At 71.4% G+C, this 23,442-nt stretch carries 22 protein-coding genes; 6 read left to right on the forward strand and 16 right to left on the reverse strand.

All coding sequences use genetic code 11. The features are described from left to right. Positions 1-31: 31 nt before the first annotated feature. The 9 genes from RWE79_RS37100 to mftA form a co-directional block, all read right to left on the reverse strand. Positions 32-1,477, reverse strand: a complete 1,446-nt coding sequence (locus RWE79_RS37100; protein WP_475944847.1) for an amidohydrolase family protein — start codon at positions 1,475-1,477, stop codon at positions 32-34. Next, entirely contained in the window at positions 1,470-2,516 is a 1,047-nt protein-coding gene (locus RWE79_RS37105) for an enoyl-CoA hydratase/isomerase family protein (RefSeq protein WP_475944849.1), read from the reverse strand. The genes RWE79_RS37100 and RWE79_RS37105 overlap by 8 nt, the downstream gene beginning before the upstream one ends. A gap of 64 nt (positions 2,517-2,580) precedes the next feature. Next, on the reverse strand, positions 2,581-4,020 hold the full coding sequence (gene mftF / locus RWE79_RS37110) for a mycofactocin biosynthesis glycosyltransferase MftF (RefSeq protein ID WP_475944850.1): 1,440 nt from the start codon (positions 4,018-4,020) through the stop codon (positions 2,581-2,583). Positions 4,021-4,105: 85 nt separating this feature from the next. Beyond that, positions 4,106-5,332: a pre-mycofactocin synthase MftD gene (mftD, locus tag RWE79_RS37115; RefSeq protein ID WP_475944852.1), complete on the reverse strand. Its 1,227-nt coding sequence runs from the start codon at positions 5,330-5,332 to the stop codon at positions 4,106-4,108. Between the two features lie 95 nt (positions 5,333-5,427). Further along, a complete protein-coding gene (locus tag RWE79_RS37120) occupies positions 5,428-6,261 on the reverse strand; it encodes a mycofactocin-coupled SDR family oxidoreductase (RefSeq protein ID WP_475944854.1) in 834 nt (277 codons plus the stop codon). Beyond that, positions 6,258-6,899 carry a mycofactocin biosynthesis peptidyl-dipeptidase MftE gene (mftE, locus tag RWE79_RS37125; RefSeq protein WP_475944856.1) on the reverse strand — a complete coding sequence of 214 codons (642 nt, stop codon included), beginning with the start codon at positions 6,897-6,899 and terminating at the stop codon, positions 6,258-6,260. The genes RWE79_RS37120 and mftE overlap by 4 nt, the downstream gene beginning before the upstream one ends. Before the next feature lie 73 nt (positions 6,900-6,972). After that, positions 6,973-8,226: a mycofactocin radical SAM maturase gene (gene mftC / locus RWE79_RS37130; RefSeq protein WP_475944858.1), complete on the reverse strand. Its 1,254-nt coding sequence runs from the start codon at positions 8,224-8,226 to the stop codon at positions 6,973-6,975. Beyond that, positions 8,223-8,531, reverse strand: coding sequence for a mycofactocin biosynthesis chaperone MftB (gene mftB, locus RWE79_RS37135; protein ID WP_475944860.1), 309 nt, complete (start codon positions 8,529-8,531; stop codon positions 8,223-8,225). Before mftB ends, mftC begins: the two co-directional genes overlap by 4 nt. Further along, the gene (mftA, locus tag RWE79_RS37140; RefSeq protein ID WP_475944862.1) at positions 8,521-8,649 is read right to left on the reverse strand and encodes a mycofactocin precursor MftA; all 129 of its coding nucleotides are present in this window, start codon (positions 8,647-8,649) and stop codon (positions 8,521-8,523) included. The genes mftB and mftA overlap by 11 nt, the downstream gene beginning before the upstream one ends. Positions 8,650-8,772: 123 nt before the next feature. Here mftA and mftR point away from each other — a divergent pair, with 123 nt between their 5' ends. After that, positions 8,773-9,405, forward strand: a complete 633-nt coding sequence (gene mftR / locus RWE79_RS37145; protein ID WP_475944864.1) for a mycofactocin system transcriptional regulator — start codon at positions 8,773-8,775, stop codon at positions 9,403-9,405. On the opposite strand, the gene RWE79_RS37150 is transcribed toward mftR, so the two are convergent. The 3 genes from RWE79_RS37150 to RWE79_RS37160 form a co-directional block, all read right to left on the reverse strand. After that, positions 9,402-10,451 (reverse strand): LLM class F420-dependent oxidoreductase, encoded by a 1,050-nt coding sequence (locus tag RWE79_RS37150; protein ID WP_475944866.1) that lies wholly within the window; start codon positions 10,449-10,451, stop codon positions 9,402-9,404. The two genes, mftR and RWE79_RS37150, sit on opposite strands and share 4 nt — an antisense overlap. 101 nt (positions 10,452-10,552) lie before the next feature. Continuing rightward, on the reverse strand, positions 10,553-11,425 hold the full coding sequence (locus RWE79_RS37155; RefSeq protein ID WP_475944868.1) for a VOC family protein: 873 nt from the start codon (positions 11,423-11,425) through the stop codon (positions 10,553-10,555). A 189-nt stretch (positions 11,426-11,614) separates the two neighbouring features. Next, on the reverse strand, positions 11,615-12,820 hold the full coding sequence (locus RWE79_RS37160) for an acyl-CoA dehydrogenase family protein (RefSeq protein WP_475944870.1): 1,206 nt from the start codon (positions 12,818-12,820) through the stop codon (positions 11,615-11,617). Positions 12,821-12,995: 175 nt separating this feature from the next. On the opposite strand from RWE79_RS37160, the gene RWE79_RS37165 reads away from it, so the two are divergent. The 3 genes from RWE79_RS37165 to RWE79_RS37175 all read left to right on the forward strand — a co-directional run bounded on the left by RWE79_RS37165 (position 12,996) and on the right by RWE79_RS37175 (position 16,599). Beyond that, positions 12,996-14,129, forward strand: coding sequence for an acyl-CoA dehydrogenase family protein (locus tag RWE79_RS37165; RefSeq protein WP_475944872.1), 1,134 nt, complete (start codon positions 12,996-12,998; stop codon positions 14,127-14,129). 18 nt (positions 14,130-14,147) lie between these two features. Beyond that, entirely contained in the window at positions 14,148-14,918 is a 771-nt protein-coding gene (locus RWE79_RS37170; RefSeq protein WP_475944874.1) for an SDR family NAD(P)-dependent oxidoreductase, read from the forward strand. A 184-nt stretch (positions 14,919-15,102) separates the two neighbouring features. Next, positions 15,103-16,599 (forward strand): FadR/GntR family transcriptional regulator, encoded by a 1,497-nt coding sequence (locus tag RWE79_RS37175; protein ID WP_475944876.1) that lies wholly within the window; start codon positions 15,103-15,105, stop codon positions 16,597-16,599. A gap of 28 nt (positions 16,600-16,627) precedes the next feature. Here RWE79_RS37175 and RWE79_RS37180 read toward each other — a convergent pair whose 3' ends face one another. Next, positions 16,628-17,467, reverse strand: a complete 840-nt coding sequence (locus RWE79_RS37180) for a LysR family transcriptional regulator (protein WP_475944878.1) — start codon at positions 17,465-17,467, stop codon at positions 16,628-16,630. Positions 17,468-17,585: 118 nt separating this feature from the next. Here RWE79_RS37180 and RWE79_RS37185 point away from each other — a divergent pair, with 118 nt between their 5' ends. Beyond that, positions 17,586-18,323, forward strand: coding sequence for an SDR family oxidoreductase (locus RWE79_RS37185; RefSeq protein WP_475944880.1), 738 nt, complete (start codon positions 17,586-17,588; stop codon positions 18,321-18,323). Between the two features lie 33 nt (positions 18,324-18,356). Here RWE79_RS37185 and RWE79_RS37190 read toward each other — a convergent pair whose 3' ends face one another. Continuing rightward, positions 18,357-19,835 carry an aldehyde dehydrogenase family protein gene (locus RWE79_RS37190; RefSeq protein WP_475944882.1) on the reverse strand — a complete coding sequence of 493 codons (1,479 nt, stop codon included), beginning with the start codon at positions 19,833-19,835 and terminating at the stop codon, positions 18,357-18,359. A gap of 365 nt (positions 19,836-20,200) precedes the next feature. Here RWE79_RS37190 and RWE79_RS37195 point away from each other — a divergent pair, with 365 nt between their 5' ends. Then, positions 20,201-21,457 (forward strand): amidohydrolase family protein, encoded by a 1,257-nt coding sequence (locus tag RWE79_RS37195; protein ID WP_475944884.1) that lies wholly within the window; start codon positions 20,201-20,203, stop codon positions 21,455-21,457. Positions 21,458-21,574: 117 nt separating this feature from the next. On the opposite strand, the gene RWE79_RS37200 is transcribed toward RWE79_RS37195, so the two are convergent. After that, positions 21,575-22,582, reverse strand: a complete 1,008-nt coding sequence (locus tag RWE79_RS37200) for an LLM class flavin-dependent oxidoreductase (RefSeq protein ID WP_475944886.1) — start codon at positions 22,580-22,582, stop codon at positions 21,575-21,577. Between the two features lie 48 nt (positions 22,583-22,630). After that, entirely contained in the window at positions 22,631-23,404 is a 774-nt protein-coding gene (locus tag RWE79_RS37205) for an enoyl-CoA hydratase/isomerase family protein (RefSeq protein ID WP_475944888.1), read from the reverse strand. Positions 23,405-23,442: the final 38 nt, after the last annotated feature.

Below are 23,442 nucleotides of genomic sequence, written 5' to 3' on the forward strand. Positions count from 1 at the left end.
CCGGACCCGGTGACCTCACGCGGTCGTCGCGTCAGGTCGCTTCACCCGCGCCGTGCACGATCCGCCCGCCGATGACGGTGACCCGCACATACCCGGCGTCCGGCCGCCGCAACGCCTCGGCCAGCGGCCTGTCGAGCAGTACCAGGTCCGCGGGTGCCCCCGCCGTGGTGCGTCGCGGCCGGCCGCCGGGATCGGAGAGCGGCGTGAGCATGGCGCGCAGCGCCGTGGAGGCGGCGACCCTCTCCTCGGGCCCCAGGACGCGACCGCCGCGGGTCAGCCGGTCCGCCGCCGTCCGCAGACCGGCCCAGGGGTCGGGATCGCCGTAGGGGGCGTCGCTGCTGGGCGCCACCTGGACACCCGCGCGGAGCAGGGCGGCGTACCGCCACAGATCGGGGCGGTCCCCGGGCTCGGAGCGCTCCCAGTAGTCGTCGCCGCGCAGCGCGACCAGTGAGGGCTGGGTGACCACCCGGATGCCCCGCTCGGCCAGTTCGCGGGCGGCCGCGGGGTCAGCCACCGCGCAGTGCTCCACCCGGTCGCCCCGCATGTGTCCCGCCTGGTCCAGGGCGGCCAGGGTCAGTGCCAGGGCGGTGCGGGTGACGCAGTGGACGGCGACGGGCCGTCCGCCGGTGTGCGCGTGGCGGATCGAACGGACGAGGCCGTCGAATTCGGGGAGCGCGTGGTCGGCGACGATCAGTTTGACGGGGCCGGTCAGCAGCCGTGGATGGGCCGCCGGACCGCTGCCGTCCGCCATCACCATCACGTGTTGCGGCAGTTCACCCCGGTGCAGCGCCGCCGCCAGGGCGTCGGCGGCGCCCGCCTCGGGGGTGGCGTCCGCGACATGTGTGATGCCGAGCGCGGCCAGTCGTGCGCCGGTCGTCCGAAGCGACGGCGGGCGGCTGCCGAGCGTGTCGCGAAGGAACGCGTCGCACCGCCACAACCGCCCGGTCGGACGGCCCGTCGGGTCGCGTTCGATGCCGGGATGGGCGGCGGACGCGGCTCCGAGACGGTCCAGCGCGGGGGAGTTGACCACCCACAGCGCGCCTGACCGGTGCTGGAGGCGCACCGGTACCCGGCTGTTCCACCTGTCGACGGTCTCCCGGTCGAGTTCGCCGTGGAGCACGTCGTCGTAGCCGACCGCCCGTACCCAGCCGTCGTCCCCGGTGGGGGAGTGGGCGAACGCCGACGGCAGATCAGCCCGGGGCAGCGCCGACACGTCGACGGAGAGCTGCCGCGCCGCCATGGCCGACAGATGCAGATGATGGTCGGCCAGGCCGGGCAGCAGGGCGCCGCCGCGGCCTTCCACGAGCAACTCCCCCCGCCGCGGGCGTAGTCGGCGGTCCACCTCCACGATGTGGCCGCCGCGTATCCGGCAGTCCCCCAGGTCCCGCCCCGGCAGCCCCGGCAGCCCCGGCCGCCCCGGCCGCCCCGGCAGCTCCACGTCGCGCACCAGGAGGCCGCCGCCGTCGTCGTCAGACATCGTCGGTCACCTCGTCGGCCAGGCCCCATCCCCGTGCGGTGGCGGCATCGACCCGCGCGCCGCCGAGCATCATCCACGCCGCCCGCCAGCGCCCGATCCGCCGCACCACGCTCACGGTCCCCCCGGCTCCCGGCACAAGCCCCATCGCGGTCTCCGGCAGCAGGAAGAAGGCGTCGCGACCGGCGACCACCCGGCCCGCGAAGGCGGCCATCTCGATGCCCGCGCCCACCGCCGCTCCCTGCACGCGCACGGTCAGCCGGTCCCGCAACCGGTCGATGAGGCGTCCGGGAGTCCTTTCGAGACGCGCCAGCCACGCCGCCACCGGATCGGTTGCCGTACCGAACTCGCCGAGATCGCCGCCGGAACAGAACGCCGGTCCCGCACCGGTCAGTTCGACCCGCTCGACCGTGTCGTCGAACACGGCCACCGTGAGGGCCTCGTACAGCTCGTCCCGCATCCGGAAGCTGAGCGCGTTGCGTCGCTCGGGACGGTCGAGACGGATCGACAGGAGGCCGCCGTCACGCCGGAGGTCCACCGGCGGACGGCCGGGGTCGGCCGCGGGTCTCGGGGCGTCCCGGCCGCTGAGCCAGGTCCTGAACTCGGTGCCCCCGAGAAGCATCGAGTAGACGGCGGCCTCTGCGGCGAGGCCCGGCACGGTGTCGAGGACGGCTGTCTGGCGCAGCAACTGGCCCAGCGCCAGACTCGCCCGGGGCCGCCGGGTGACGGCTTCGGCGAGCGTCCGGTACGCCTCCAGCGGGTCCGTCGTGGCGACGAGCGGGCGCTGCCCGTCCGTGGCCCACGGGCCCGCCAGGGTCGTCGTCAGGGCGTGCAGCAGCGGCTTCAGCGTGTCGGGGGGCGGTACGGTCGCCACTCCCACGACCAGCGGCAGCGAGGACGACACACACGTCGCGGCGCGTGCGACGGCGACCGCGTCGCGGGTGTGCCAGTCGTCGAGCATCAGGGGGAGCAGCGGTCGCCGCGGCCGCCCGTCCGGCCCTGTCCCCGCGCCGCCGTCCAGGTCGGTCCCCCAGGGCGTCACGCGGCCGGCCCGGCCGCGGCGGTCCGTGCCGGGCTCCGGTCCGGCGCCCCTCGCCCCCACCGGTTCATGACCATGTGTCAGGTCCGTTGTGTGCGGGGGTGGGGGCGTTCGCGGACGCCGGGGTCATCCGCAGGCGCAGGGCCGCGGTGGACCGTCCCCTGATCGCGGAGATCCAGACGCCCGCCCCGTAGGCGAGGTCGTCCAGGCGCCGCGCGATGCCGTAGCGGACCGGGTCCAGCGAAGTGGGCGTGCGACCATACTCAAGGGCTGTGTCCACGAGGGCGGCGACCGCGGTGGCGCGGCGCACACGGGTCGAGACAGCGCAGCCGAGGGCGGTGAGCGGCCACCAGTGCCGGGTGATCAGGGCGGAGGTCTGGGCGAGTGTGCCGACCGTCCCGGTGGCCGTGAGCCGAAGCGCCAGCCGGTGGGGATGCCGGATCCCCTTCAGCTTGTGCGCGATCCTGAGGGACGTGACGGCGAAGAGGGTCCCGGCGACGGGCACCGACCACCGCCGCTGGGCGAGCAGGGCCAGTGTGAGAGCGGCGCTCCACGGAGCCAGCACGGCCGGCGCGATGCATCGCGGGTGGCGCAGCGCCAGGGGGTGGGCCCCGGTTCCGTACTCCGCTTTCCGCTTGAACCAGTCACGGGCGCGGGTGCGGTGTTCGTGGGCGGCCTCCACGGCCGGCTCGTACCGTACCCGCCAGCCGTTCCCGATCAGCCGCCAGCACAGGTCGACGTCCTCCCCGACCCGCAGGCTTTCGTCGAAGCCGTCGCCGAGGGCGTCGACCCGGGCCACGGTGCACGCGGTGGAAGCCCAGGAGACCGGGCTGCCCGGCCGCACCGCCGCCGGGTGCGAGCCGAGGTCGAGCGACGAGCGGGTGTTCTCGTAGCGTCCGATCCAGCCGGTGGATGCCGTGGTGACCAGCCCGGTGATGCGCGGTACGGCCATGGCGACCCGGGGATCGGCGAAGTGCCGGAGCAGCGTGGGGATCGTGTCCGGACCCAGGACGACATCGGAGTCGGCGAAGACCACGTAGGGAGTGGTGACGAGCCGGAGCCCGGCGTTGCGCGCGCCGGCCGGTCCGACGTTCGTGCGCAGTGTGACGAGCGTGGCCCCGTGCGCGGCGGCGACGGCGGCGACGGCCCGGGGGTGCGACGACGCGTCGTCGACGACGACGACCGGGTGGCCCGCGCCGAAGCCGGCCAGCAGACGGTCGAGTTGACGTGGGCGGTCGCGTACCGGAACGACCAGGGTGCAGCGCGGATCGGGGTGGTCGGGCAGCGAACCGACGACAGGGTTGGCCATGCCGAGGTGGAGCAGCCGGTCCGCCAGGAGGCGGCTCGCCGCGTCGTGCACACGTATCCTCCGGCCGGTCAGGAGCAGCCGGGCGCGTGGGGTCAGCCGCAGCAGCCGGGTGGGAAAGCCGCCGATGAGGGCCCGGCCGCCGTCGATGACCCGGGTGTGCCGGTCGAGTTCGACCAGGAACCCGTGGGGGAGGGACATGAGGGCACGACCTTCGTTCGCGGTGGCTTTGTTTCCTGGTGACCGGCCCACCGGGGACATGGTTCCGCCGACGGGAAACCGGTGTTCACAGCGCGGCGGAGCCTGAGGTCACCGTCGGCGGTCCCGGCGGCACCGGGGCGGTGTCGCCGAGCCTGCGGGCGAATCCGGGAGGGATGACCAGGTCAGCCGGGCTGAGGTCGTGGACGCTGGAGTGGCCGAGGGCGAGAAGGGCGGAATCGAGGCCGTCACGGAGAATGTCGAGAACGTTCTCGACGCCGGCCTGCCCGTTGGCGGCCAGGCCCCAGAGGTAGGCGCGCCCGATCATGACGGCCCGCGCGCCGAGGGCCACGGCCTTGATCACGTCGCTGCCGCGGCGGATGCCCCCGTCGAGGACGATCTCGACCTGGTCACCCACCGCTTCGACGACGGCCGGGAGGGCGCGGATGGATGCCGGAGTGCCGTCGAGGTTGTTGCCACCGTGGTTGGAGACGGAGATCGCGGTGACTCCGGCGTCCACGGCGCGCCGGGCGTCGTCTATACGGGTGATGCCCTTGAGCATGAACGGGCCGTCCCACTGCTCCCGGAGCCATCGAACGTCCTCCCAGGTGGGCGGCGGAGTCCGCATCCATTCCCCGTAGGCGCCGAAGAACGGGGGAGCCTGCTGACCCGGAACCGCCACGTTCGGCACGCTGAGATCGGGGAAACGGCGAGCTCTGGCGAAGCCGGCCAGCCAACGTGGGTGAGTGAGGGCCTCGGGGGCGTAACGCAGCACGGCCCTGAGATCCACGCGCTCGGGAATCGACGGGCTGCCCCAGTCCCGGTGGTGGGAGAACGACCAGTCCAGGGTGACGATCAGGCCCTTGGCGCCGGCGGAGCGGGCGCGTTCCATGCGCTGCAGCATGTGTTCGCGGGTGCCCGACCAGTAGACCTGGAAGAAGGTCAGCGGGTTCGCGGCGACGACGTCCTCGACGGGCTTGGCGGCGAAGGAGCTCAGGCCCATCGCCGTACCCCGTGCGGCGGCCGCGCGGGCGACGGCCACCTCACCGTCGGGATGTACGGCCTGTGCTCCGGTCGGGGAGATGATCACCGGCAGCGCGATGGGCTGGCCCATGACCGAGGTCGACAGGTCGCGTCGGGCCGAAAGGTCTGCCACATGGGGCGCGAATCCCAGTTCGCCGAAGGCCGCCTGGTTGTCCCGCACGGTCAGGCCACGCTCGGAGCCCGCGATCAGGGCGCCGTAGACGGACTTCGGCAGCCGCCGCTTCGCGCGGCGTTGCGCCTCCGCGACTGTCTCGAACCAGGAGTTGCCCATCGGGTGGTTCCCTTCGTCTGCGGTGCGGTGGTGCCGTCAGCGCGGGGCGGCGGTCCGGGCTGCGGCGGGGGTGAGGGGCGGTTCCGCGGTCTTGTTCACAGCGCCAGACCTCCGTCCACGGGGACGACCGCGCCGGTCATTCCGCTGCTCTTCGGGCCTGCCAGGAAACCGAGTACCGCCGCGACCTCCACCGGGTCCAGAAGCCGGCCCAGTGGCTGCTGCCGCGCGAACGACGTGGTGTCGGGCAGGGAGTACAGTCGCGCGCTCTCGGCCAGGATCGGGGTGTCGGCGGAGCCGGGGCTGACGGCGTTGGCGGTCACACCGGTGCCGCCCAGCTCACTGCCCAGCGCCCGGACGAGTCCGGCCACTCCGGCCTTGGCGGCGCAGTAGGCGGCGAGCATCGGCAGGCCGCGGGTCGCCGCCGCCGAGGCGACGGCGAGGAACCGGCCGCTGCGTGGTTCGGCACGGCGCAGCAGTGCCGGGACGGCGGCCCTGGCCAGGGCCAGGACGCCGCCCAGGTCGATGTCGAGCACGGCGCGCTCCTGCGCGAGGGGGACCTGCCACATGGGTACGCCGCCGGCGATGACCCCGGCGCAGGCGATGGCGGCGTCCAGACCGCCCCAGTGCCGCTCCGCTTCGGCGACGGCCGCGCCCAGGGCAGCCGGGTCGCGTACGTCGGCGACGAACCGGCGGACGCGGTCCGGTGATCCGGCGATGTGCCCGCCGTCCGCGACGACTTCGGCCAGGTCCGCCTCGGAGGCCATCGGGTAGGGCAGCGCCGGATCGTCGGCGGCCAGATCGACCGCCAGGACGGACCAGCCGTCCGCCGCGAGGGTGCGTACGGTGGCGGCGCCGATACCGCGGGCCGCGCCGGTGACCACCGCGACCCGGCCGTTGCCCTCCGGACCGGCGGCTTCTCCCGTGCTCATGCCCGCGTCCCCCGTTCCGCCATGCGCCAGGCGCCGACCTCGGCGACGAGGTCGGCGGCGATGCGGTCGAGCAGGGCCAGCCCCTCGGCGGCGCCGGCGCCGGTGGGGTCGCCGAGGATCCCGTTGTCGCTGATGGCGCGTACGCCCCCGGTGCGCAGCAGTGGCCAGGTCTGCGCCAGTGGACGGGTGTCACCGCGGACGGCGTGCCGCATCCGGACCCGCTGCGGGGTCAGGGCCAGCAGCATCGACGTCTCCGGGCGGCCCGCGTGCGGATCGCCGTTCCACCTGGGCATGAACACATGGACGTTCCGGGATTCCCTCGTCAGCCGCTCGGCGGCGCGTGTCACCGGTTCCGCGTTGCCGCCGTGCGCCGAGACCAGCAGCAGATGGCCGAACGTCTCGGAGGCGGAGCGGCACAGCTCGACGACCAGCAGTTCCAGGGCCTCCTGACCGATGGACAGGGTCCCGGGAAAACCGGCGTGTTCGCCGCTGGACCCGTAGGCCACCGCGGGCGCGATCAGTACGTCGTCGCGAGCCGCCGCGAGCCGTTCGCACAGGGCCACCGCGATGTCGGTGTCCGTGGACAGCGGAAGGTGGGGGCCGTGCTGTTCGGTCGACCCGAGGGGCACCGCGAGCACCGTCCCGTCCTGTGCGGCCCTGCCCGCAGCGGGCCATGGCAGATCGGCCAGCAGGGTGCCTCGGCCCGCTCTCCTACCCACGCGGGGACTTCGGGGGCACGAAACCGGCGAGCGGGCTCTCGTCGCAGGCCGGGGACGGTGCGTCGCGCCGCACCGGGCGCGGCCCGATCGACACCGGGACCGGCCTCGAAGCCGGCTTTTCCCGGTGTGAGTGGTCCAACGACGGCCGGGGTGCCGAGGCGCTGTCCACCCCGGCGAGCGCGGCCTCGCCGAACCCCTTGACGCATTCGGGGTCGGGGCCGTCCAGGGGCAGCCCGGTGAAGAACTTGGCGGCCATGCATCCGCCCCGGCAGGTGTCGTACGCCGAGCACGACCGGCACGCGCCACCGGTCTGCGGGCGGCGCAGGGCGGTGAACAGCTCGGAGTGCTGCCACACCCGCTGGAAACCACCGGGGGCCAGGACGTTCCCCGCCAGGAAGTCCTGGTGGATCGCGAACGGGCAGGCGTACACGTCGCCGAGCGGATCGATCAGGCACACCACTCGTCCGGCCCCGCACAGGTTCAGCCCCGGCAGTGACTGGCCGTAGCCCGAGAGGTGGAAGAACGAGTCGCCGGTCAGAACGCCCTCACCGTGCGCCAGCAGCCATTCGTACAGCTCACGCTGCTGGGCCGCCGTCGGATGGAGTTCGTCCCATACGTCCGCGCCCCGGCCGGACGGCCGCAGCCGGGTGATGCGCAGCCGGGCCCCGAACTCGTCGGCGACGGCCTTGAACGCGTCGAGCTGACACACGTTCTGACGGGTCATCACCACCGAGATCCTGAACCCGGTGAACCCGGCGTCGGCGAGGTTGCGCATGGCCCGCAGGGCGGTGGCGTACGAACCGGGGCCGCGTACGGCGTCGTTGACCTCGGCGGTCGCCCCGTCGAGGGAGATCTGTACGTCGACGTAGTCGCTGTCCGCGAGCCGCCGCGCGATCCCGGGGGTGAGCCTGACGCCGTTGGTGGAGAACTTGACCCCGACGTGGTGCTCGGTCGCGTAGTCGACGAGCTCCCAGAAGTCGGGACGGACGGTCGGTTCGCCACCGCCGATATTGACGTAGAAGACCTGCATCCGCTCCAGTTCGTCGATCACCGCCTTGCACTGGGCGGTGCTCAGCTCGCGGGGATCACGGCGGCCCGAGCTGGACAGGCAGTGCACGCATGCCAGGTTGCACGCGTACGTCAGTTCCCAGGTGAGGCAGATGGGCGCGTCCAGCCCGGACTGGAACTGATCGGTCAGTGCGCCGGTACGGCCGACGGGAGCCGCCGGTGACGCGACCGTGCTCATGTGCCCGTCCTTTCACAGATCATGGTGGAGGCGGCCAGGGTGGCGAGGGCGACGAGGTAGGCGGGCAGGTCCGCGTCCCCGACGCCGGCGGCCGCGCAGGCCGTCCGGGCGCTCGGCTGTGCTTCGAGCGAACGGACCACCGTCAGCAGCGTCGGGTTCTTCAGGAAGGACAGCCGGCGTGTCCCGAAGTGGTACAGCAGCGCGCCGAACCGCTCGGGACGAATCGACACCCGGGGATGCAGGCGCCAGGCGGCATCGGCGTCGAACCGTGCCGCGGCGCTGTTCCCGGCGGGGTCAGTAGACACCGCACATGCCGTCGATCGACACCTCTTCGACGAGCAGGTCCTCGACGAAGACACTGTCCGGGGCGGCCGCCCCGGGCTCTGCGGACGGTGTGTCCAGGACGGCGGATTCCTCATCCATGTGCGACTCCTCGTGGAGGGCGGGCCGGTGACGGCAACGCTTTTGGCACGCTGTGACGAATTACTGGTTACGGTAACGTCACCCTGTGACAGAAACAAGACCCCGGATGGAACGACCACGCCGATGACCCCTCCCGAGCAGCACACGGTGCGCCGCCGCCAGGGACGGCCCCCCGGCACCAGCTCGCGCGCGATCGAACTCATCGCGCTGCGGCTGTTCACGGAGCAGGGGTTCGAAGAGACCACCGTGGAGCAGATCGCGGAGGAGGCGGGCGTCAGCAGTCGGACCTTCTTTCGTTACTTCGAATCCAAAGCGCATGTTCTCTGGTACGAGTTCGACGACGAGGTCACCCGGCTCCGCGTCGCCTTCGCGGCTGCCCCGCCGGACGTCCCCCTGATGGAGGCCATCCGGCAGGTCGTGGTCGGCGTCAACACATATGCGGCCGAGGACGTCGCCGAACTGCGTACCCGGATGAATCTGATCGGCACCGTGCCGGCACTCCAGGCCAGTGCCGCACCCCACTACGACGCCTGGGAACGGGAGGTGGGAGAGTTCGCCGCCGGCCGGCTCGGCCGGCCCCGGGACTCGCTCATCCCGCTCGCGGTCAGCCGTACCACGCTCGCCGCCTGCCGGGCCGCCTTCGACCGGTGGGTCGCGGAGGCAGGAAGTGACCTCACCACGTATCTCGACGTCGCGCTCCGGGCCCTGGGTAACGGTTTCGCGGCCGATCCCGGCGGCCCGGGGCCCGGTTCCTAGCCAACGAGACGGCCGATCTGCTCGACCAACCGCAGCCGCGCGACCGGGTCTTCGGCCGCCTCGCCCATCGGACTGACGGACAGGGTGGTGACACCGGCCCCGGCATAGGCGGCGATGCGCTCGCCGACCTCACCGGGGGTGCCGACCAGGCACAGGGAACGGACGAGCTCCTCGGGCAGGGCGGCCGCGGCCTCCTCCTTCCTGCCGGCCAGGTAGAGGTCCTGGACCCGCTCCGCCGCCTCCTCGTAGCCGTATCGGCGGACCAGATCGTTGTAGAAGTTCTTGCCCCGGGCGCCCATGCCGCCGATGTAGAGGGCGAGTCTGGCCCGTACGGCCCGCAGCGCCGCCGCGGTGTCCCCGCCGATGGCGGTCGGTACGTCGACGTGGATCCGCAGATCGCCCAGCCGCGGGTCGCGTGTGGCACGGCCCTCGGCGAGAGGACCCTTGTAGAGTTCGGGGGCCCTGTCCGGGTGGAAGAGGAACGGCTCCCACACCTCGGCGATCTCCGCGGCCAGCGCCACGTTCTTCGGACCGATGGCCGCCAGCATCACGGGGATGCGGTCGCGCACCGGATGGTTGATGAGCTTGAGCGGTCTGCCCGGTCCGGTGCCCCGCGTCGTGGGCAAGGGGATCCGGTAGTGCGTTCCCTCGTGCCGCAGGGCCTCGCGGCGCCAGACCGCACGGCAGATCTGCACGACCTCACGGGTCCGCCCCAGGGGCGCCTGGTAGGGCACCCCGTGGAAGCCCTCGACGACCTGTGGACCCGAGGCGCCCAGCCCCAGCGTGAACCGGCCGCCGGAGACGTGATCGAGCCCGGCGGCCGTCATGGCGGTGAGCGCGGGGGTACGGGAGAACACCGGCAGGATGCCGGAGGCGATCTCCAGGCGGTCGGTCGTGGCCGCGATGTAGCCGAGCTGACTGACCGCGTCGAAGCCGTACGCCTCCGCCACGAACACGATGCCGAGTCCGGCGCGTTCCAGGTCGCGCAGTTGCCCGACGGCCTCGAAGAACCCTCCGCTGTGGTCCAACTGCATCCCGATACGCATGACGGTGGGCCCCAGGTTCGGTGGTGGTGTGGGACCGGGTCCCGGGTGCACCAGGCGGTGGTGCGCCGGGAGAGCCGGTTTCGGCGGAGGCGGGGGCCCGGTCAGCCCGCCGGCTGCGGCGGCGGGCTGAAGGTGTGGCCCCAGAACGCACCGTCGGTGATCTCGTAGACGGGCACCGGAACGGGAACCTTCAGGCCGTTCCAGCCGAACTCGACGGCGTAGTTCTCCGGCGACCAGACATAGAACGACACCATGTGGTCGTTGGTGTGCTTGCCGAGCGAGTGCATCATGGGGATCTCGTACCGCTGGGCCCGGTCGAGGGCGAGCCCGACGTCGTCCAGCGAGGCTCCCTCGACCATGAAGTGCAGCAGGCGTCCGGGACCCGGCATCGGGGTGATGCCGAGGGTGTGGTGCCGTGCGTTGCACCCGAGGAACCATGTGGTGCCGCCCTGGGAGCGCATGGTGTTGCGCTCGATGAAGCCGAGGACGTTCACGTAGAAGTCGAACGTCGCCCTCGCGTCCTCGGCGGAGACGATGGCATGTCCCATGCCCATGTCGCCGGTGACGAACCGCGAGACCAGCGGCGTACGGACCGGCACGTGGTCGAGGACCGTGCCGTAGAAGAGCTCGACCGGATTCCCGCCCGGGTCGTTGAAACGGGCGAATCCCGTCACGCGCCGCTCCGCGCTCTCCGCCGCGGTGCCGGCGGTCACCTTGATACCGGCGCTCTCGACGTCCGCCACCAGCTTCGCGAGCTCCCGCTCGTCGAGGACCTCCAGGCCCAGCGCGGTCATCCCGCTCTGCGCACCCGGAGAGACCGTGATGCGGGCCGGGTAGTCGTCCAGCCGGAAGTACAGCGATTCGGGATCGCTGCCCTCGCCGGACATCAACCCCAGGAAGTCGGCCCCGAAGCGCTTCCATTTTTCGGTGTCCGTGGATTCCAGCCTCAGGTACCCGAGTGAGCGAACGCCCATACGACTCTCCAATCACGGTCATTACGCGAGGGCCGCTGCGGGCCCCCGGTCACGCGACGGGGGCGACAGTAGCCAACTCGTCGCGCCTGGACACGGAACCGTCCCGCTGACCGGGATGTGGATGACGACCGCCCCGTCGGGACGGCCGGGCCCGTGACGACCTGACCCCGCAGGGGCGGCCCCACCCGGCTATCGGGACTCCCGTGGCAGTCCGAGTCCCCGCTCCGCGATCTGTGTCCGCAGGACCTCGTTGGCCCCACCGGCGATCGTGTAGGCGCGCGAGTACAGGTACGCGTCCTGCCACCAGCCGCCCGCCACCACGTCCGGGTCACCCTCGACCAGCATGCCGTCCGTGCCCTGCAGTCCCATGCCGAAGGCGGCCATGTCGTGGTTGAGTTCACTGAAGAAGATCTTCCCCAGCGGTGCGTCGGCCGGCTGCTCGGTGTGGTGCAGGATGCGCGACTGGGCGAGACCGACCATCGCCGCGTTGACATGCGCCCGCGTGGCGAGCTCGCCGATCGTCTGCCGGGTCGCGGAGTCCTGGAGTGCGGGACGCCCGCCGACCGAGGTGCCTCCGGCCAGTCGCAGCAGGTCGTCGAGTACGGCGAACAGCTCGACCCCGTGCGCGGCCACGGCCGAACGCTCGTGACCCAGGCTGCTCATCGCGACCCGCCAGCCGGCGTTCACCTGGCCGATCACGTCGGCGGCCGGGATCCGGACGGCATCGAGGAAGACCTCGTTGAAGTCGGTGGTCCCGGTGATCTCGCGCAGGGGCCGCACATGCACTCCCGGGCTGCGCATGTCCAGGGCGAACGCGGTGATGCCCTGGTGTCTGGGGGCGTCCGGGTCGGTTCGGGCCAGGAGGTAACCCACGTCGGCGTGCTGGCCGTTGGTGGTCCAGACCTTCTGCCCGTCGACGACGTACACCGCGGCGTCGCCCTCGCCCTCGATACGCGCCCTTGTCCGCAGCGCCGCCAGATCGCTGCCCGCGCCGGGCTCGCTGAACAACTGGCACCACACGTCGTCACCTGCGCGGATGCGGGGCAGGAAGCGGTCCCGCTGTTCCTCGGTGCCGAACTCGACCAACGCGGCCGAGGCGAGCGCGGACGCACCGACGGGTTGCCAGGTGCGGGCCCGGGCGATCTCCTCGGCCACGACGAACGGTTCGAGGGGGTGCGCGTCGGGCCGGCCGCCGTACTTCGCGGGCCAGGTGATTCCGAGGAAGCCGGCCTCGTACAGCCGGGCGGTCCACGCCCGGATCGCCGGCATGAGTCCGGGCTCGGGTGCGCGTACGCCCGTATGCGTCCTGACGCCGGGTGCGTGCTCGGCGACGAAAGCTCGTACTTTCTTCCGGAACGCGTCGAGCTCCGGTGTGGACTCCAGCCGCATCGTCATCCGCCCTTGTTGTCGATCGCCGCGGTCTCCCATGATGGGGTCACTCTAAGTGCGTCATCGAACCTGTCACGAGGTGTTCTTCCTGGTTCTGCTCGACCAGGAACGCAAAAGAGGATACTTTCAATGCTCCGACGCTGTAACCGGCGGGGCAGCGTGACGACGCGGGTGGTGCCTGGTGGACTTCGAGCTCAGTGACGAGCAGGCGATGCTGCGTACGGCATCGCGGGACCTGCTCCGCGACCATGTCCCGGTCGGTGTCCTTCGGGCACAGATCGATCAGGACGAGGAGGTCGACCCGGCGCTCTGGCGGCTGGCGGCCGCGTTGGGGTGGCCAGGTCTGGCCGTGCCCGAGGAACACGGTGGCGCGGGCCAGGGTCTGGTCGAACTCGCCCTGGTCGCGGAGGAGATCGGCCGGGCCGCCGCCCGTGGGCCGTTCCTGCCCACGGTGCTTGTCGGACGCGCTCTTGCCCGCGGCGGTTCGGCGCACCTCCGGGCCGAGGTACTGCCCGCACTCTCCGAGGGGGCGGCCTGGGCGACCTGGGCGTTCGCCGAACCGGGCGCGCCGTGGACGCTCGACGGTGTACGCGCCACCGCACGCACGGACGGCGGCGCCGTGGTTCTCGACGGTGTCAAGACGGCGGTGCAGGACGCGGCCGGGGCGCGGTGGCTGCTGGTGACCGCTCGCCACGAGGGCACACCCGTGTCGTTCCTCGTCGACCGTGACGCGCCCGGTGTCACGCTCCGGCGCCAGCAGGTCCTCGACCTGACCCGTACGTTCTGCGAGGTCCGGCTCGACGGCGTCCGGGTACCCCCGGGCCGCCGCCTGCACGGCGGCCCCGCCGACGTGCAGCGGCTGCTCGACGACGCCTCGGTGCTGCTGTCGGCGGAGGCCCTGGGCGTGATGGACCGGATGCTCGCGATGACGGTCGAGTACATGAAGGCACGCGTCCAGTTCGGCCGGCCACTGGGCACCTTCCAGGCCGTCAAGCACAAGTGCGCCACGATGGCGATGCTCGTCCACGGCACCCGGGCCGCCACCTACTACGCGGCCATGGCCGCCGACGCCCGCAGCGCGGACGCCGCCCGGGCGGCATGCGTCGCCGCGTCGTGTGCGAGCGCCGCGACCGGGGACGTGGCCGGCGAGTCGCTGCAACTGCACGGCGGGATCGGGTTCACCTGGGAACACGACCTGCACCTCTACCTGCGCCGCGCGAGGACCGACGCGGTGCTCTACGGCGATGCCGCGATCCACCGGGACCGGCTGTGCGGCCTGGTCCAGCAGACCCCTGCGTCGATCGCGCCGAACTGAGCAACGAAGGGAACGTCCGTGGAGATCAAGGGCAAGAAGGTCGTGGTGGTCGGCGGGGCGTCCGGGATGGGCCGGGCCAGTGCCGAACTGCTGGCGGCCCGCGGCGCCGACGTGGCCGTGCTGGACCGCCCCGGCTCGGCCGGCCCGGAGGTCGCCGCCGCGCTCGGCGGCAGCTTTCACCCGGTCGACGTCACCGACTTCGAGGGAACCGAGCGGGCGCTCGCTGCCGCCGTCGAGGGTCTGGGCGGGCTGCACGTCACGGTGACCACCGCGGGCGGGGGAGTGGCCAGACGCACCCTCACCAGGGAGGGCCCGCACGACCTGGAGACCTTCCGCCAGGTCCTGGACCTCAACGCGGTCGCGACCTTCAACATCAGCCGGCTCGCCGCGGCACACATGAGCCGCAACGAACCCGAGGACCCCGAGGTCACCGGCGAACGCGGCGTCATCATCACCACGGCGTCCATCGCCGCGTTCGAGGGCCAGATAGGGCAGGTCGCCTACAGCGCCGCGAAGGCGGCCATCGCCGGCATGTGCCTCACGATGGCCAGGGACCTCGGTTCCCTGGGGATCCGCGTCCTGGCGATCGCACCGAGCCTGTTCGAGACCGGCGCGGTGCGGAAGGTCTCGGCCGAGATGAAGTCCACGCTGGTCAGGGACGCCGCGTTCCCCAAGCGGATGGGCCGCCCGGAGGAGTACGCCAAGCTGGTGCTCGCCGTCGTCGACAACCCCATGCTCAACGGGCAGTGCCTGCGCCTCGACGCGGGGCAGCGCTTCGCGCCCAGGTGATGCGACACTGGCGCTCCGCTTCGGCACCACGCTTCGGCAGGCGGTCGGTGAACAGTAGCCTCAACGCTGTCTCCCGCTCCCGCCAACACATATCGCCTCCCCGTCGTACTGGCCTCGTGCGTGCCCCGTCGTACCGGCGGACTAGACTGAGGACACGCAACGTCCATCCTGAGGAGTTGGTCGCATGGCGACCGCTGTCGACCACGAGCCCGCCGACGGTGAGCGGGAGTCGGGCCTCGTCGAGGGCAGGACCGCCGCCCCGGTCGGCAAACTCGCGGCGCAGATCGCGCACCGCATCGAGGCCGAGGTGATACACCGGAACTGGCCCGTCGGTGAGTCCCTGGGATCCGAGCTGGAGCTGCGGGAGCGCTACGGGGTGAGCCGCTCGGTGCTGCGGGAGGCGGTGCGGCTGGTCGAGCACCACCAGGTCGCCCGGATGCGACGGGGGCCCAACGGCGGGCTGCTGGTGTGCGCCCCGGACGCGGGGCCGGCGACCAGGTCCGTCGTGATCTATCTGGAGTACGTCGGCACGAGCGTCGCGGACCTGCTCAACGCCCGCCTCCTGCTGGAGCCGATCGCGGCCGGCCTGGCCGCCGACCGGATCACCGAGGAGGGCATCGACACCCTTCGTTCCACTCTCGGCGACGAACTCGCCCACCAGGACGAGCCGGGGGTCGGCTCGCAGGACCCGCTGCACCCGGTACTCGGTCAGCTGTCGGGCAATCCGGTGCTGCACCTGTTCATCGACGTGCTCACCCGCCTCACCGCGCGGTACGCCCACACCTCCCGCCGGATCGCCAAGGCGGACGTGCTCACCGCGAAGGAGACGTCCCACGAGGCGCATCGCGCCATCGTGGAGGCCGTGGTCGACGGCGACGGCGCACGTGCCAACACGATGCTGACCGCCCACCTGGAGTGGCAGGCCGCATGGATCGAGAAGCACCGGGTGCGGCGCGCTCGGATCGCGGGCAACGTGATCGATCCCGAGGAGGCCGAGGGCCCGCGGGCGAAGCTCGCCGAGGTGGTCGCCGCCCGGATCCACGACGACATCGCGGCGCGCGGCTGGCAGGTCGACTCGGTACTCGGCTCGGAGGCCGACCTGCTGGCCCGCTACGGGATCAGCCGGGCCGTGCTGCGGGAGGCCGTCCGGCTACTGGAGTACCACTCGGTCGCCCGAATGCGCCGTGGCCCCGGCGGCGGGCTCATCGTCGCCGCACCCGAGTCGCAGGCCAGCATCGACACGATGGCACTCTTCCTGGAATACCAGGGCGTCACGGCGGACGATCTGCGGATCGTCCGCAACGCGATCGAGCTGGGCACGGTGGCCGCGGTGACCGCCCGGCAGGCGGAGCGCCACGAGGAGGTCGCCGAGCGACTCACCGCGGCCGTCCGGTGGGCCACGGACGGCCCGGCCGACGATCCGCGCAAGGCCGACCTGTTCCACTCCGAGCTGGCCGGACTGGCCGGCAACCCGGTGCTGTCACTGTTTCTGGGTATCATCACCGAACTCTTCCGGCGGCACGCGGCCGGTCAGGACCGGCCGCTCCCCGGTGACGCCGCGGCCGACGAGGTCCACCACGTCCACCAGCGCATTCTCGACGCGATCCTCCAGGGGGACGCCGGTATCGCCCGGCACCGGATGCGCCGCCATCTGGACGCTCTGATCCCCTGGTGGCACTGAGAGCCCGGGTTCGGACCCAGGCTCTCGGTCAGAGACGTGTTGCCACCCGGACCAGGTCGGCGACCGCGCGAAGCCGGCTCTGCGACGGCCAGGCGATCACCGTTGTCACGGGCGGAGCATCCAGGACCGGTACGGTGGCGAGATCCCGGCGCAGGTCGATGGCCGCGGACTCGGGCAGGATCACGGTGGTACGGCCGAGCGCGATCAGCTGGAAGAGCTGCGTCAGGTTCCGTACCTCTGCCCCCGGTCCCTCCGGGTAGCTGCCGCCGGGACCGGGCCAGCGAGCCATCGGGAGTTCCGGCAACGCGGTGACCTCGGCCACCCGGACCGCTGAGCGGCCGGCCAGCGGGTGACAGGTGGGCAGGATCGCCACCTGTCCCTCGGTGTACAGGGTTTCGGTGTCGAGTCCGACCGTCGAATCGAATGGCAGGTGCAGCAGAGCCACGTCTGCTTGCCCGTCCCGCAGCAGTCTCTGGTGCTGATGGGCCTCGCAGAGCAACAGATCGACGGTGGCGGCGCCTGGCTCCGCGCGGTAGGCGTCGAGCAGTTTGGCCAACAACGCGCCGGCGGTGCCGGATTTGACGGCCAGGACGAGGTGGGGGCGCTTTCGCGCGGCCTGCTGGGTACGCCGCTCAGCCGCGGCCACCGCGCTGAGGATCGCGCGCCCCTCCGACAGCAGCACGGCCCCGGCCTCGGTGAGCGCGACCTTGCGGCTGGTGCGTTCCAGCAGCGTGACCCCGAGCTGTCGTTCGAGCCGGCTGATCGCGCGGGACAGGGGAGGCTGGGCTATCTCCAGACGCTGGGCGGCCTTGCCGAAGTGCAGTTCCTCGGCGACGGCGACGAAGTACCGCAACTCCCGTATCTCCATGCATGCACAGTAGCTCCGGCGTGGGGTCTCCCCGCCGAAGGCAGGGGGAGGTCGATCGATGTCGCCCGGCTATCGCTGCATTACCCGGACGGTGTTGGTGCCTGGTCGAAGCGCGGCCATGCTTGCCGTCATGAGTGAGAAGACAATCGCGCTGGTCACCGGCGCGAACAAGGGAATCGGATACGAGATCGCGGCCGGGCTGGGCGCATTGGGCTGGAGCGTCGGTGTCGGCGCCCGGGACCGGCAGCGCAGGGAGGACGCCGTGGCGAAACTGCGCGCGGCGGGTGCCGACGCGTTCGGCGTGCCCTTGGACGTGACCGACGACGAGAGCGTGACCGCCGCGGTGCGGCTGATCGAGGAGCGAGCCGGACGCCTTGACGTGCTGGTCAACAACGCCGGTGTTGCCGGGGGTTGGCCGGAGGCGCCCACGACCATCGACCTGGAGACCGTGCGGCGGCTGGTGGAGACCAACGTCATCGGCGTCATCCGGGTCACCAACGCGATGCTGCCGCTGCTGCGCCACTCGGCGCACCCGCGGATCGTCAACCAGTCCAGCCACGTCGGCTCTCTGGCCCTGCAGACCGCCCCCGGTGCCGACCTCGGAGGGATCAGCGGGGCGTACGCGCCGACGAAGACCTACCTCAACGCCGTCACCATCCAGTACGCCAAGGAGCTGAGCGACACCAACATTCTGATCAACAACGCCTGCCCCGGCTACGTGGCCACCGACCTCAACGGGTTCAGCGGCACCCGGACCCCTGAGCAGGGCGCGGCGATCGCCATCCGGTTGGCGGCACTGCCCGACGACGGCCCTACCGGCCAGCTGTTCGACGACAGCGGAGTCGTGCCGTGGTGAATCTCCGACACCGGCCGGTCGCCGCCACCCGCCTCAGCGGGCGGCCCAGCTGATGCTCTTGGTCTGCAGGTACTCGTCGAGCCCGAACTCCCCCCACTCCCGGCCGAGTCCGCTCTGCTTGTATCCGCCGAACGCCGCCCGCGGGTTCACCCCGCCACCACCGCCGTTGATCGTGACGCTGCCGGTGCGGATCCGGGTCGCCATCCCGTGGGCGGTCGCGGTGTCGGCGCTCCAGACGGCACCCGCCAGGCCGTAGGGACTGTCGTTCGCGATCCGGACCGCCTCGTCGTCCGTGCTGAACGGGATGACCACGCCGACGGGGCCGAAGAACTCCGCCTGCGCGATCGCCATCGAGTTGTCGACACCGGTGAAGAGCGTGGGCTCCAGGAAATAGCCCTTGCCGAGTCCGGCTGGACGTCCGCCACCGCTGACGATCCGAGCCCCCTCCTCCTCGCCGGTGCGGATCAGCTTCTCGACCTTGTCACGTTGCGCCGCGCTGATCAGCGGGCCCATCGTGGTGGACTCGTCCGCGGGATCGCCGACCGTGACCCGGGCCAGGCTCGCGAGGATCCGCTCGACCAGTTCGTCGTGGACGGACTCGTGGACGATCGTGCGGGTCAGCAGCGAGCAGCCCTGCCCGGCATGGGTCGTGATGCCGCCGACCGCCGCCCGGACGGCTCCGTCGAGGTCGCCGTCGGCGCGGACGATACTCGCGGACTTTCCGCCCAGTTCGAGGACGACCTTCTTCATCGAGGCGGCGGCCTGGATGTAGACCAGGCGCCCGACCGCGTCCGACCCCGTGAAGCTGACGAGGTCCACCATGGGGTTGGTGGTCAGATCCCGGCCGGCCTCGATGTCACCGGTCACGACATTCAGCACGCCGGGCGGCAGGCCGACGGCATCGGCGAAGTCGCCCATCAGCAGGGACTCCAGCGGTGTGGCGGGCGCCGGCTTCAGCACGGCGGTGCACCCCGCCGCGAGGGCGGGTATCAGCTTCATCATGCCGAGGAAGAACGGGAAGTTGTAGGCCGGGATCAGGGCACAGACGCCGAAGGGCTCGCGGCGCAACTGTCCCTGGGAGATACCCCTGCCGGGCGCGATCGTGGGATCCATCGGGCGTTCCCACGTGAAGCCGGGGATCACACGCTCGGCCATGTCGCGCAGATGCGCCACCGGGACCCGCGTCTGAATGCTCTCCGCCACCCAGCGGACCGAACCGGCCTCGGCCATGTTGACGGCGACGAGCTCGGGGAGGCGGCGCTCCATCTCCTCGGCCATGCGCAGCATCACCGCCGCCCGTTCGACGGGCCTCATCCGTGGCCACGGGCCCTCGTCGAAGGCCCTGCGTGCGGCCAGGACCGCCCGGCGTACGTCCGTCAGCGAGGCCTGGGCGACCTCCGCCACCGTCTCCTCCGTCGCCGGGTTGCGCACGACGACGGGCGTGTCCGTCTCGCCGTCCGTGTGACGCCCGTCGATGTAGAGCTGCGAAGAGAACGAGTACGCCATCGTCATGTGCTGTCTCCTGATCGCCTGCGGTACGTCGTCGTACCGGCCGAGCCGCGCAGACCGAGGTCTTGATTTGAGAGTACTGAATTACCGGCGGTTGGGCAGTACTGCCGCTGCGGATCCGGCGGCGCTTCCGGTGGCGCTTCCGGTGCTGAAGGTGCCTGTCCGCATGGCCGTGGTAACCAGGATCCCTAGTGACTCGGTGGCCGGGACGCTCTGGTCCCCAACGCGGCGTCGGGACAATGAATGCACTCAACCTCATTGACTTCGACCGGTCGGTACAGCTAATTTCGGGAATCTCCCAGGTGCCGGGTTCTGGAGCGAACGACGAGGTTCGAAGAGAGGTACGGTCTGTGTTCAAGGAATTTGTCGTGTCCGGCGATTCGCACATCATCGAGCCGGTGGACCTGTTCAAGACCCGCCTTCCCAAGGGCCTTCGGGACCGGGCCCTGTGGGAAGAGGAGTTCACCCTCGACGAACCGATCGTGCCGGGTGGCCATACGCAGTTCAAGAAGCTGCACACGATCGGGTTCGACGGCTGGACCATCTCCAAGTACCGCCAGCTCGGCGGCCAGACCCCGGACGGCGAGCCGGAGCACATCATCCGGGACATGAATCTCGATGGCGTCGATGCCTCGGTGATGTTCCCCAACCTGTCGCTGTTCGTGCTCTTCACCGACGACCACGAACTCTCCATGGCGCATGCCCGGGTGTGGAACGACTACCTCATCGAGCGGTACCTCCCGTACAGGGAACGGCTGCGCCCGACGGCGGCGATCCCCCTCACCCACATCCCGGACGCGGTCGCCGAGATCGAGCGGGTCGCGCGTGCGGGACTCGGGGCGATCCTGCTCCCGGAGATCCCGCCCAAGCCCTACTGGTCGCCGGATTACGACCCGGTGTGGGCTGCCGCCCAGGCCAACGGGATGCCGGTGTTCATCCATGTCGCCACCGGCGGGGTGCACGTCAAGGAAGGCATGTCCGAGACGGCGACCACCGTCAAGGGCCTGATGACCGCGGTCAACATGGGCAAGGGCCAGCTGACCGACGACATGGTGTCGAGCCGGACCATGGGCGGCGGGAACACCGGGGCGGCCAGCCCGCAGGGCATCATCGCCGACCTCGTCGGCGGCGGTGTGTGCGAGCGGTTCCCCGACCTCCACTTCAACCTGATCGAGTTCAGCGCGGGTTGGCTGGTCTCCTACCTGGGCTTCATGGACAAGTCCTGGAGGACCGGCATCGGCCAGGACTCCGACTGGTGGCTCGGGTTCTGGGACGACAGCCGTTCGCCGCACGACCAGCCGGCCATGGGACGGCTGTTCGCCATCAACGCGAAATGGCCCTGGCCGCTCAAGCCCAGCGAGTACGTCCGGCGACAGATCCACGTGCAGTTCGCCGACGACCCGACGGCGGTCAAGGCCCGCCACATCACCGGGCTGTCGACGATCATCTGGGGCAACGACTACCCCCACGCGGAGGGCACCTTCCGCAGCAGCGCCGAGTGTGTCGCGGAGAACTTCGACGGAGTTCCCGACGAGGACCGCGCGGCGATCCTGGGCGGCACTCTGGCCGGAGTGGTCGGCTTCGACACGACCAGGAAGCTGGCCCGGGCCCCCGAGGACGCCTGACGTACGTCCAGGCCGCCGGCCGGGCCCCGGAGCGTCACGCTCCGGGGCCCGGCCGTGCTCGGCAAGGACGTGGCGAAGGACGCGGCGAGGCGGGGCCGGGCGCTCGCGGGCGACGGGTCAGGCGGGCGTCGGCACGGACCCGATCAGGGCGAGGCTGGACCGGGCGTAGGCGGCGCGGCGCCCGCGGCCCACCAGGAAGCTCGGTCCCGCGAAGTAGCCGACCCCGCGGGGGAGCGAACCGGCACGCCGGGCGAGCATGTCCTTGGCTTCGGCGGTCGTTCCGCAGACGGCGATCCGGGTGAGCATCTCATCGGTGACCGCGGCGGCCATGCCGTCGGTGTCTCCGGCCCGGAACGCCGCGCGCACCTGCTCGACCGGACCCTCCCAGCCGTGGTGGGCCACGAACGGGTCGTACGTCTTCACGGTGAGGTAGAAGGCGATCATGCGTCGGGCGTCGGCGATCGCGCGTTCGGGTGCGGCGTCGTCCACGGCGGTGATGATCCAGCCGTGCTCAGTGGGAGGTCCGGTGCGGTCGCCCGCGGCGGCCCCCTTGTCCACCGCCGGTCGCACGACGTCGTTCCACCACGAGTGGGTGAACAGCCCGTGCCCGATGACGCCGTCGGCGACCCGGCCCGCGGTCATGGCCATGCGCTTGTTGAACGCGGCGAGCAGCACCGGGATGTCGAGGCGGCCGAGCACGGGGGCGCGTACGTCGGCGTCGATCGAGTAGAACTCGCCGGAGTAGCGGACCTCCTCGCCGTTCTCCGCGTGCAGCCAGGTACGGACGGCTGCGACGGTCTCGGCGATCCGGTCCACCGGGCGGTCGGCGGGCACGCCGAACCAGTCGCGGTTGATGCGGAACGCCGCGGTTCCCAGCCCGAGGAACAGCCGGCCCGGTGCCTTCGCGTGCAACTGGCGCATCGCGGTGGCATGGGCGTACGGGGTGCGGGCGAACGCGTAGGCGATGGCGGGGCCCACCAGCGCCCGTTCGGTGTTCGCGACGATCTCGGCCAGCGTCGTGTACGCGTCGTGGTCGACGAACTCGCCCGCGCAGAAGGCGCCGACACCGGCCCGCTCGGCCTCACGGGCGACGTCGGCGCCGGGCCACGGCATGCCAAATCGCATCAGCGCCTCCCCAATAGCGTATACTCTTTTGCTGAGGGTACGGGAGCGTCAGCGCAGCGTCCACCTCCGCCGGGGCACCGCGGAGCGGTCGACCTCGGCCTTTCCGACCGGGTTGCCGAGCTGGGTGTAGGACAGTCCGTTGCGCAGTGCCTGGGTGCGTGTCATGTCGAGCGACTCCCAGATCGCCCGGACGGTTCCCTGGATCGCGGCGGGTGGCTTGGCGGCGATGACGCGGGCGATCTCGTCGGCCCGTGCCCACAGCCGGTCACGTGGCAGCACCTCGCTGACCAGGCCGATCTGCAGGGCGCGCTCGGGGGACAGGCGTTCGTCGAGACCGAGCAGCGCGATACGCAGGGCCTCACCGAGCGGGATCCGCCGGGCCAGCCCGATCGGCTCCAGCGCGGCGGTGAGCCCGTAGCTGACGTGCGGGTCGAAGAACGTGGCGTCGTCGGAGCAGATGACGATGTCGGCCTCGTTGAGCCAGTAGAACGCGCCGCCGGCGGCCATCCCGTGCACCGCGCACACCAGCGGTTTCCATACGTTGTTGAGTTTGGGCGACAGCCGTTCGCCGGGGTCGGTCTGGCTCCAGACGTTGGGATGCCGGTCGATGCCCTCCTTGACGTCCATGCCGGTGCAGAACGCACGGTCGCCTGCGGCGCGCAGCACGACGACGTGCACGTCGTCATCGGTCTTGAGCCTGTCCCAGATGAGCCCGAAGTCGTCGAGCATCGCCTGGTTGAAACTGTTCATGGCGTGCGGTCGGTTGAGGGTGATCGTGGCGACGTGGTCGGTCACCTCGAACAGGACCGTCCTCGGTTCCATCCGGCAACTCCCTCTGTGGGTCGGGTGATACACATGCT

It is taken from the genome of Streptomyces sp. RLA131 (assembly GCF_056270125.1).

Coding starts and splice junctions, on each gene's coding strand:
- RWE79_RS37150 (WP_475944866.1), bottom strand. CDS start 10,451: ATGCGTATCGGGATGCAGTTGGACCACAGCGGAGGGTTCTTCGAGGCC.
- RWE79_RS37185 (WP_475944880.1), top strand. CDS start 17,586: ATGCTTGCCGTCATGAGTGAGAAGACAATCGCGCTGGTCACCGGCGCG.
- RWE79_RS37120 (WP_475944854.1), bottom strand. CDS start 6,261: ATGAGCACGGGAGAAGCCGCCGGTCCGGAGGGCAACGGCCGGGTCGCG.
- RWE79_RS37180 (WP_475944878.1), bottom strand. CDS start 17,467: ATGGAGATACGGGAGTTGCGGTACTTCGTCGCCGTCGCCGAGGAACTG.
- RWE79_RS37190 (WP_475944882.1), bottom strand. CDS start 19,835: ATGACGATGGCGTACTCGTTCTCTTCGCAGCTCTACATCGACGGGCGT.
- mftR (WP_475944864.1), top strand. CDS start 8,773: ATGACCCCTCCCGAGCAGCACACGGTGCGCCGCCGCCAGGGACGGCCC.
- mftC (WP_475944858.1), bottom strand. CDS start 8,226: ATGAGCACGGTCGCGTCACCGGCGGCTCCCGTCGGCCGTACCGGCGCA.
- RWE79_RS37175 (WP_475944876.1), top strand. CDS start 15,103: ATGGCGACCGCTGTCGACCACGAGCCCGCCGACGGTGAGCGGGAGTCG.
- RWE79_RS37200 (WP_475944886.1), bottom strand. CDS start 22,582: ATGCGATTTGGCATGCCGTGGCCCGGCGCCGACGTCGCCCGTGAGGCC.
- mftF (WP_475944850.1), bottom strand. CDS start 4,020: ATGTCCCTCCCCCACGGGTTCCTGGTCGAACTCGACCGGCACACCCGG.
- mftD (WP_475944852.1), bottom strand. CDS start 5,332: ATGGGCAACTCCTGGTTCGAGACAGTCGCGGAGGCGCAACGCCGCGCG.
- RWE79_RS37155 (WP_475944868.1), bottom strand. CDS start 11,425: ATGGGCGTTCGCTCACTCGGGTACCTGAGGCTGGAATCCACGGACACC.
- RWE79_RS37100 (WP_475944847.1), bottom strand. CDS start 1,477: ATGTCTGACGACGACGGCGGCGGCCTCCTGGTGCGCGACGTGGAGCTG.
- mftA (WP_475944862.1), bottom strand. CDS start 8,649: ATGGATGAGGAATCCGCCGTCCTGGACACACCGTCCGCAGAGCCCGGG.
- RWE79_RS37160 (WP_475944870.1), bottom strand. CDS start 12,820: ATGACGATGCGGCTGGAGTCCACACCGGAGCTCGACGCGTTCCGGAAG.
- RWE79_RS37205 (WP_475944888.1), bottom strand. CDS start 23,404: ATGGAACCGAGGACGGTCCTGTTCGAGGTGACCGACCACGTCGCCACG.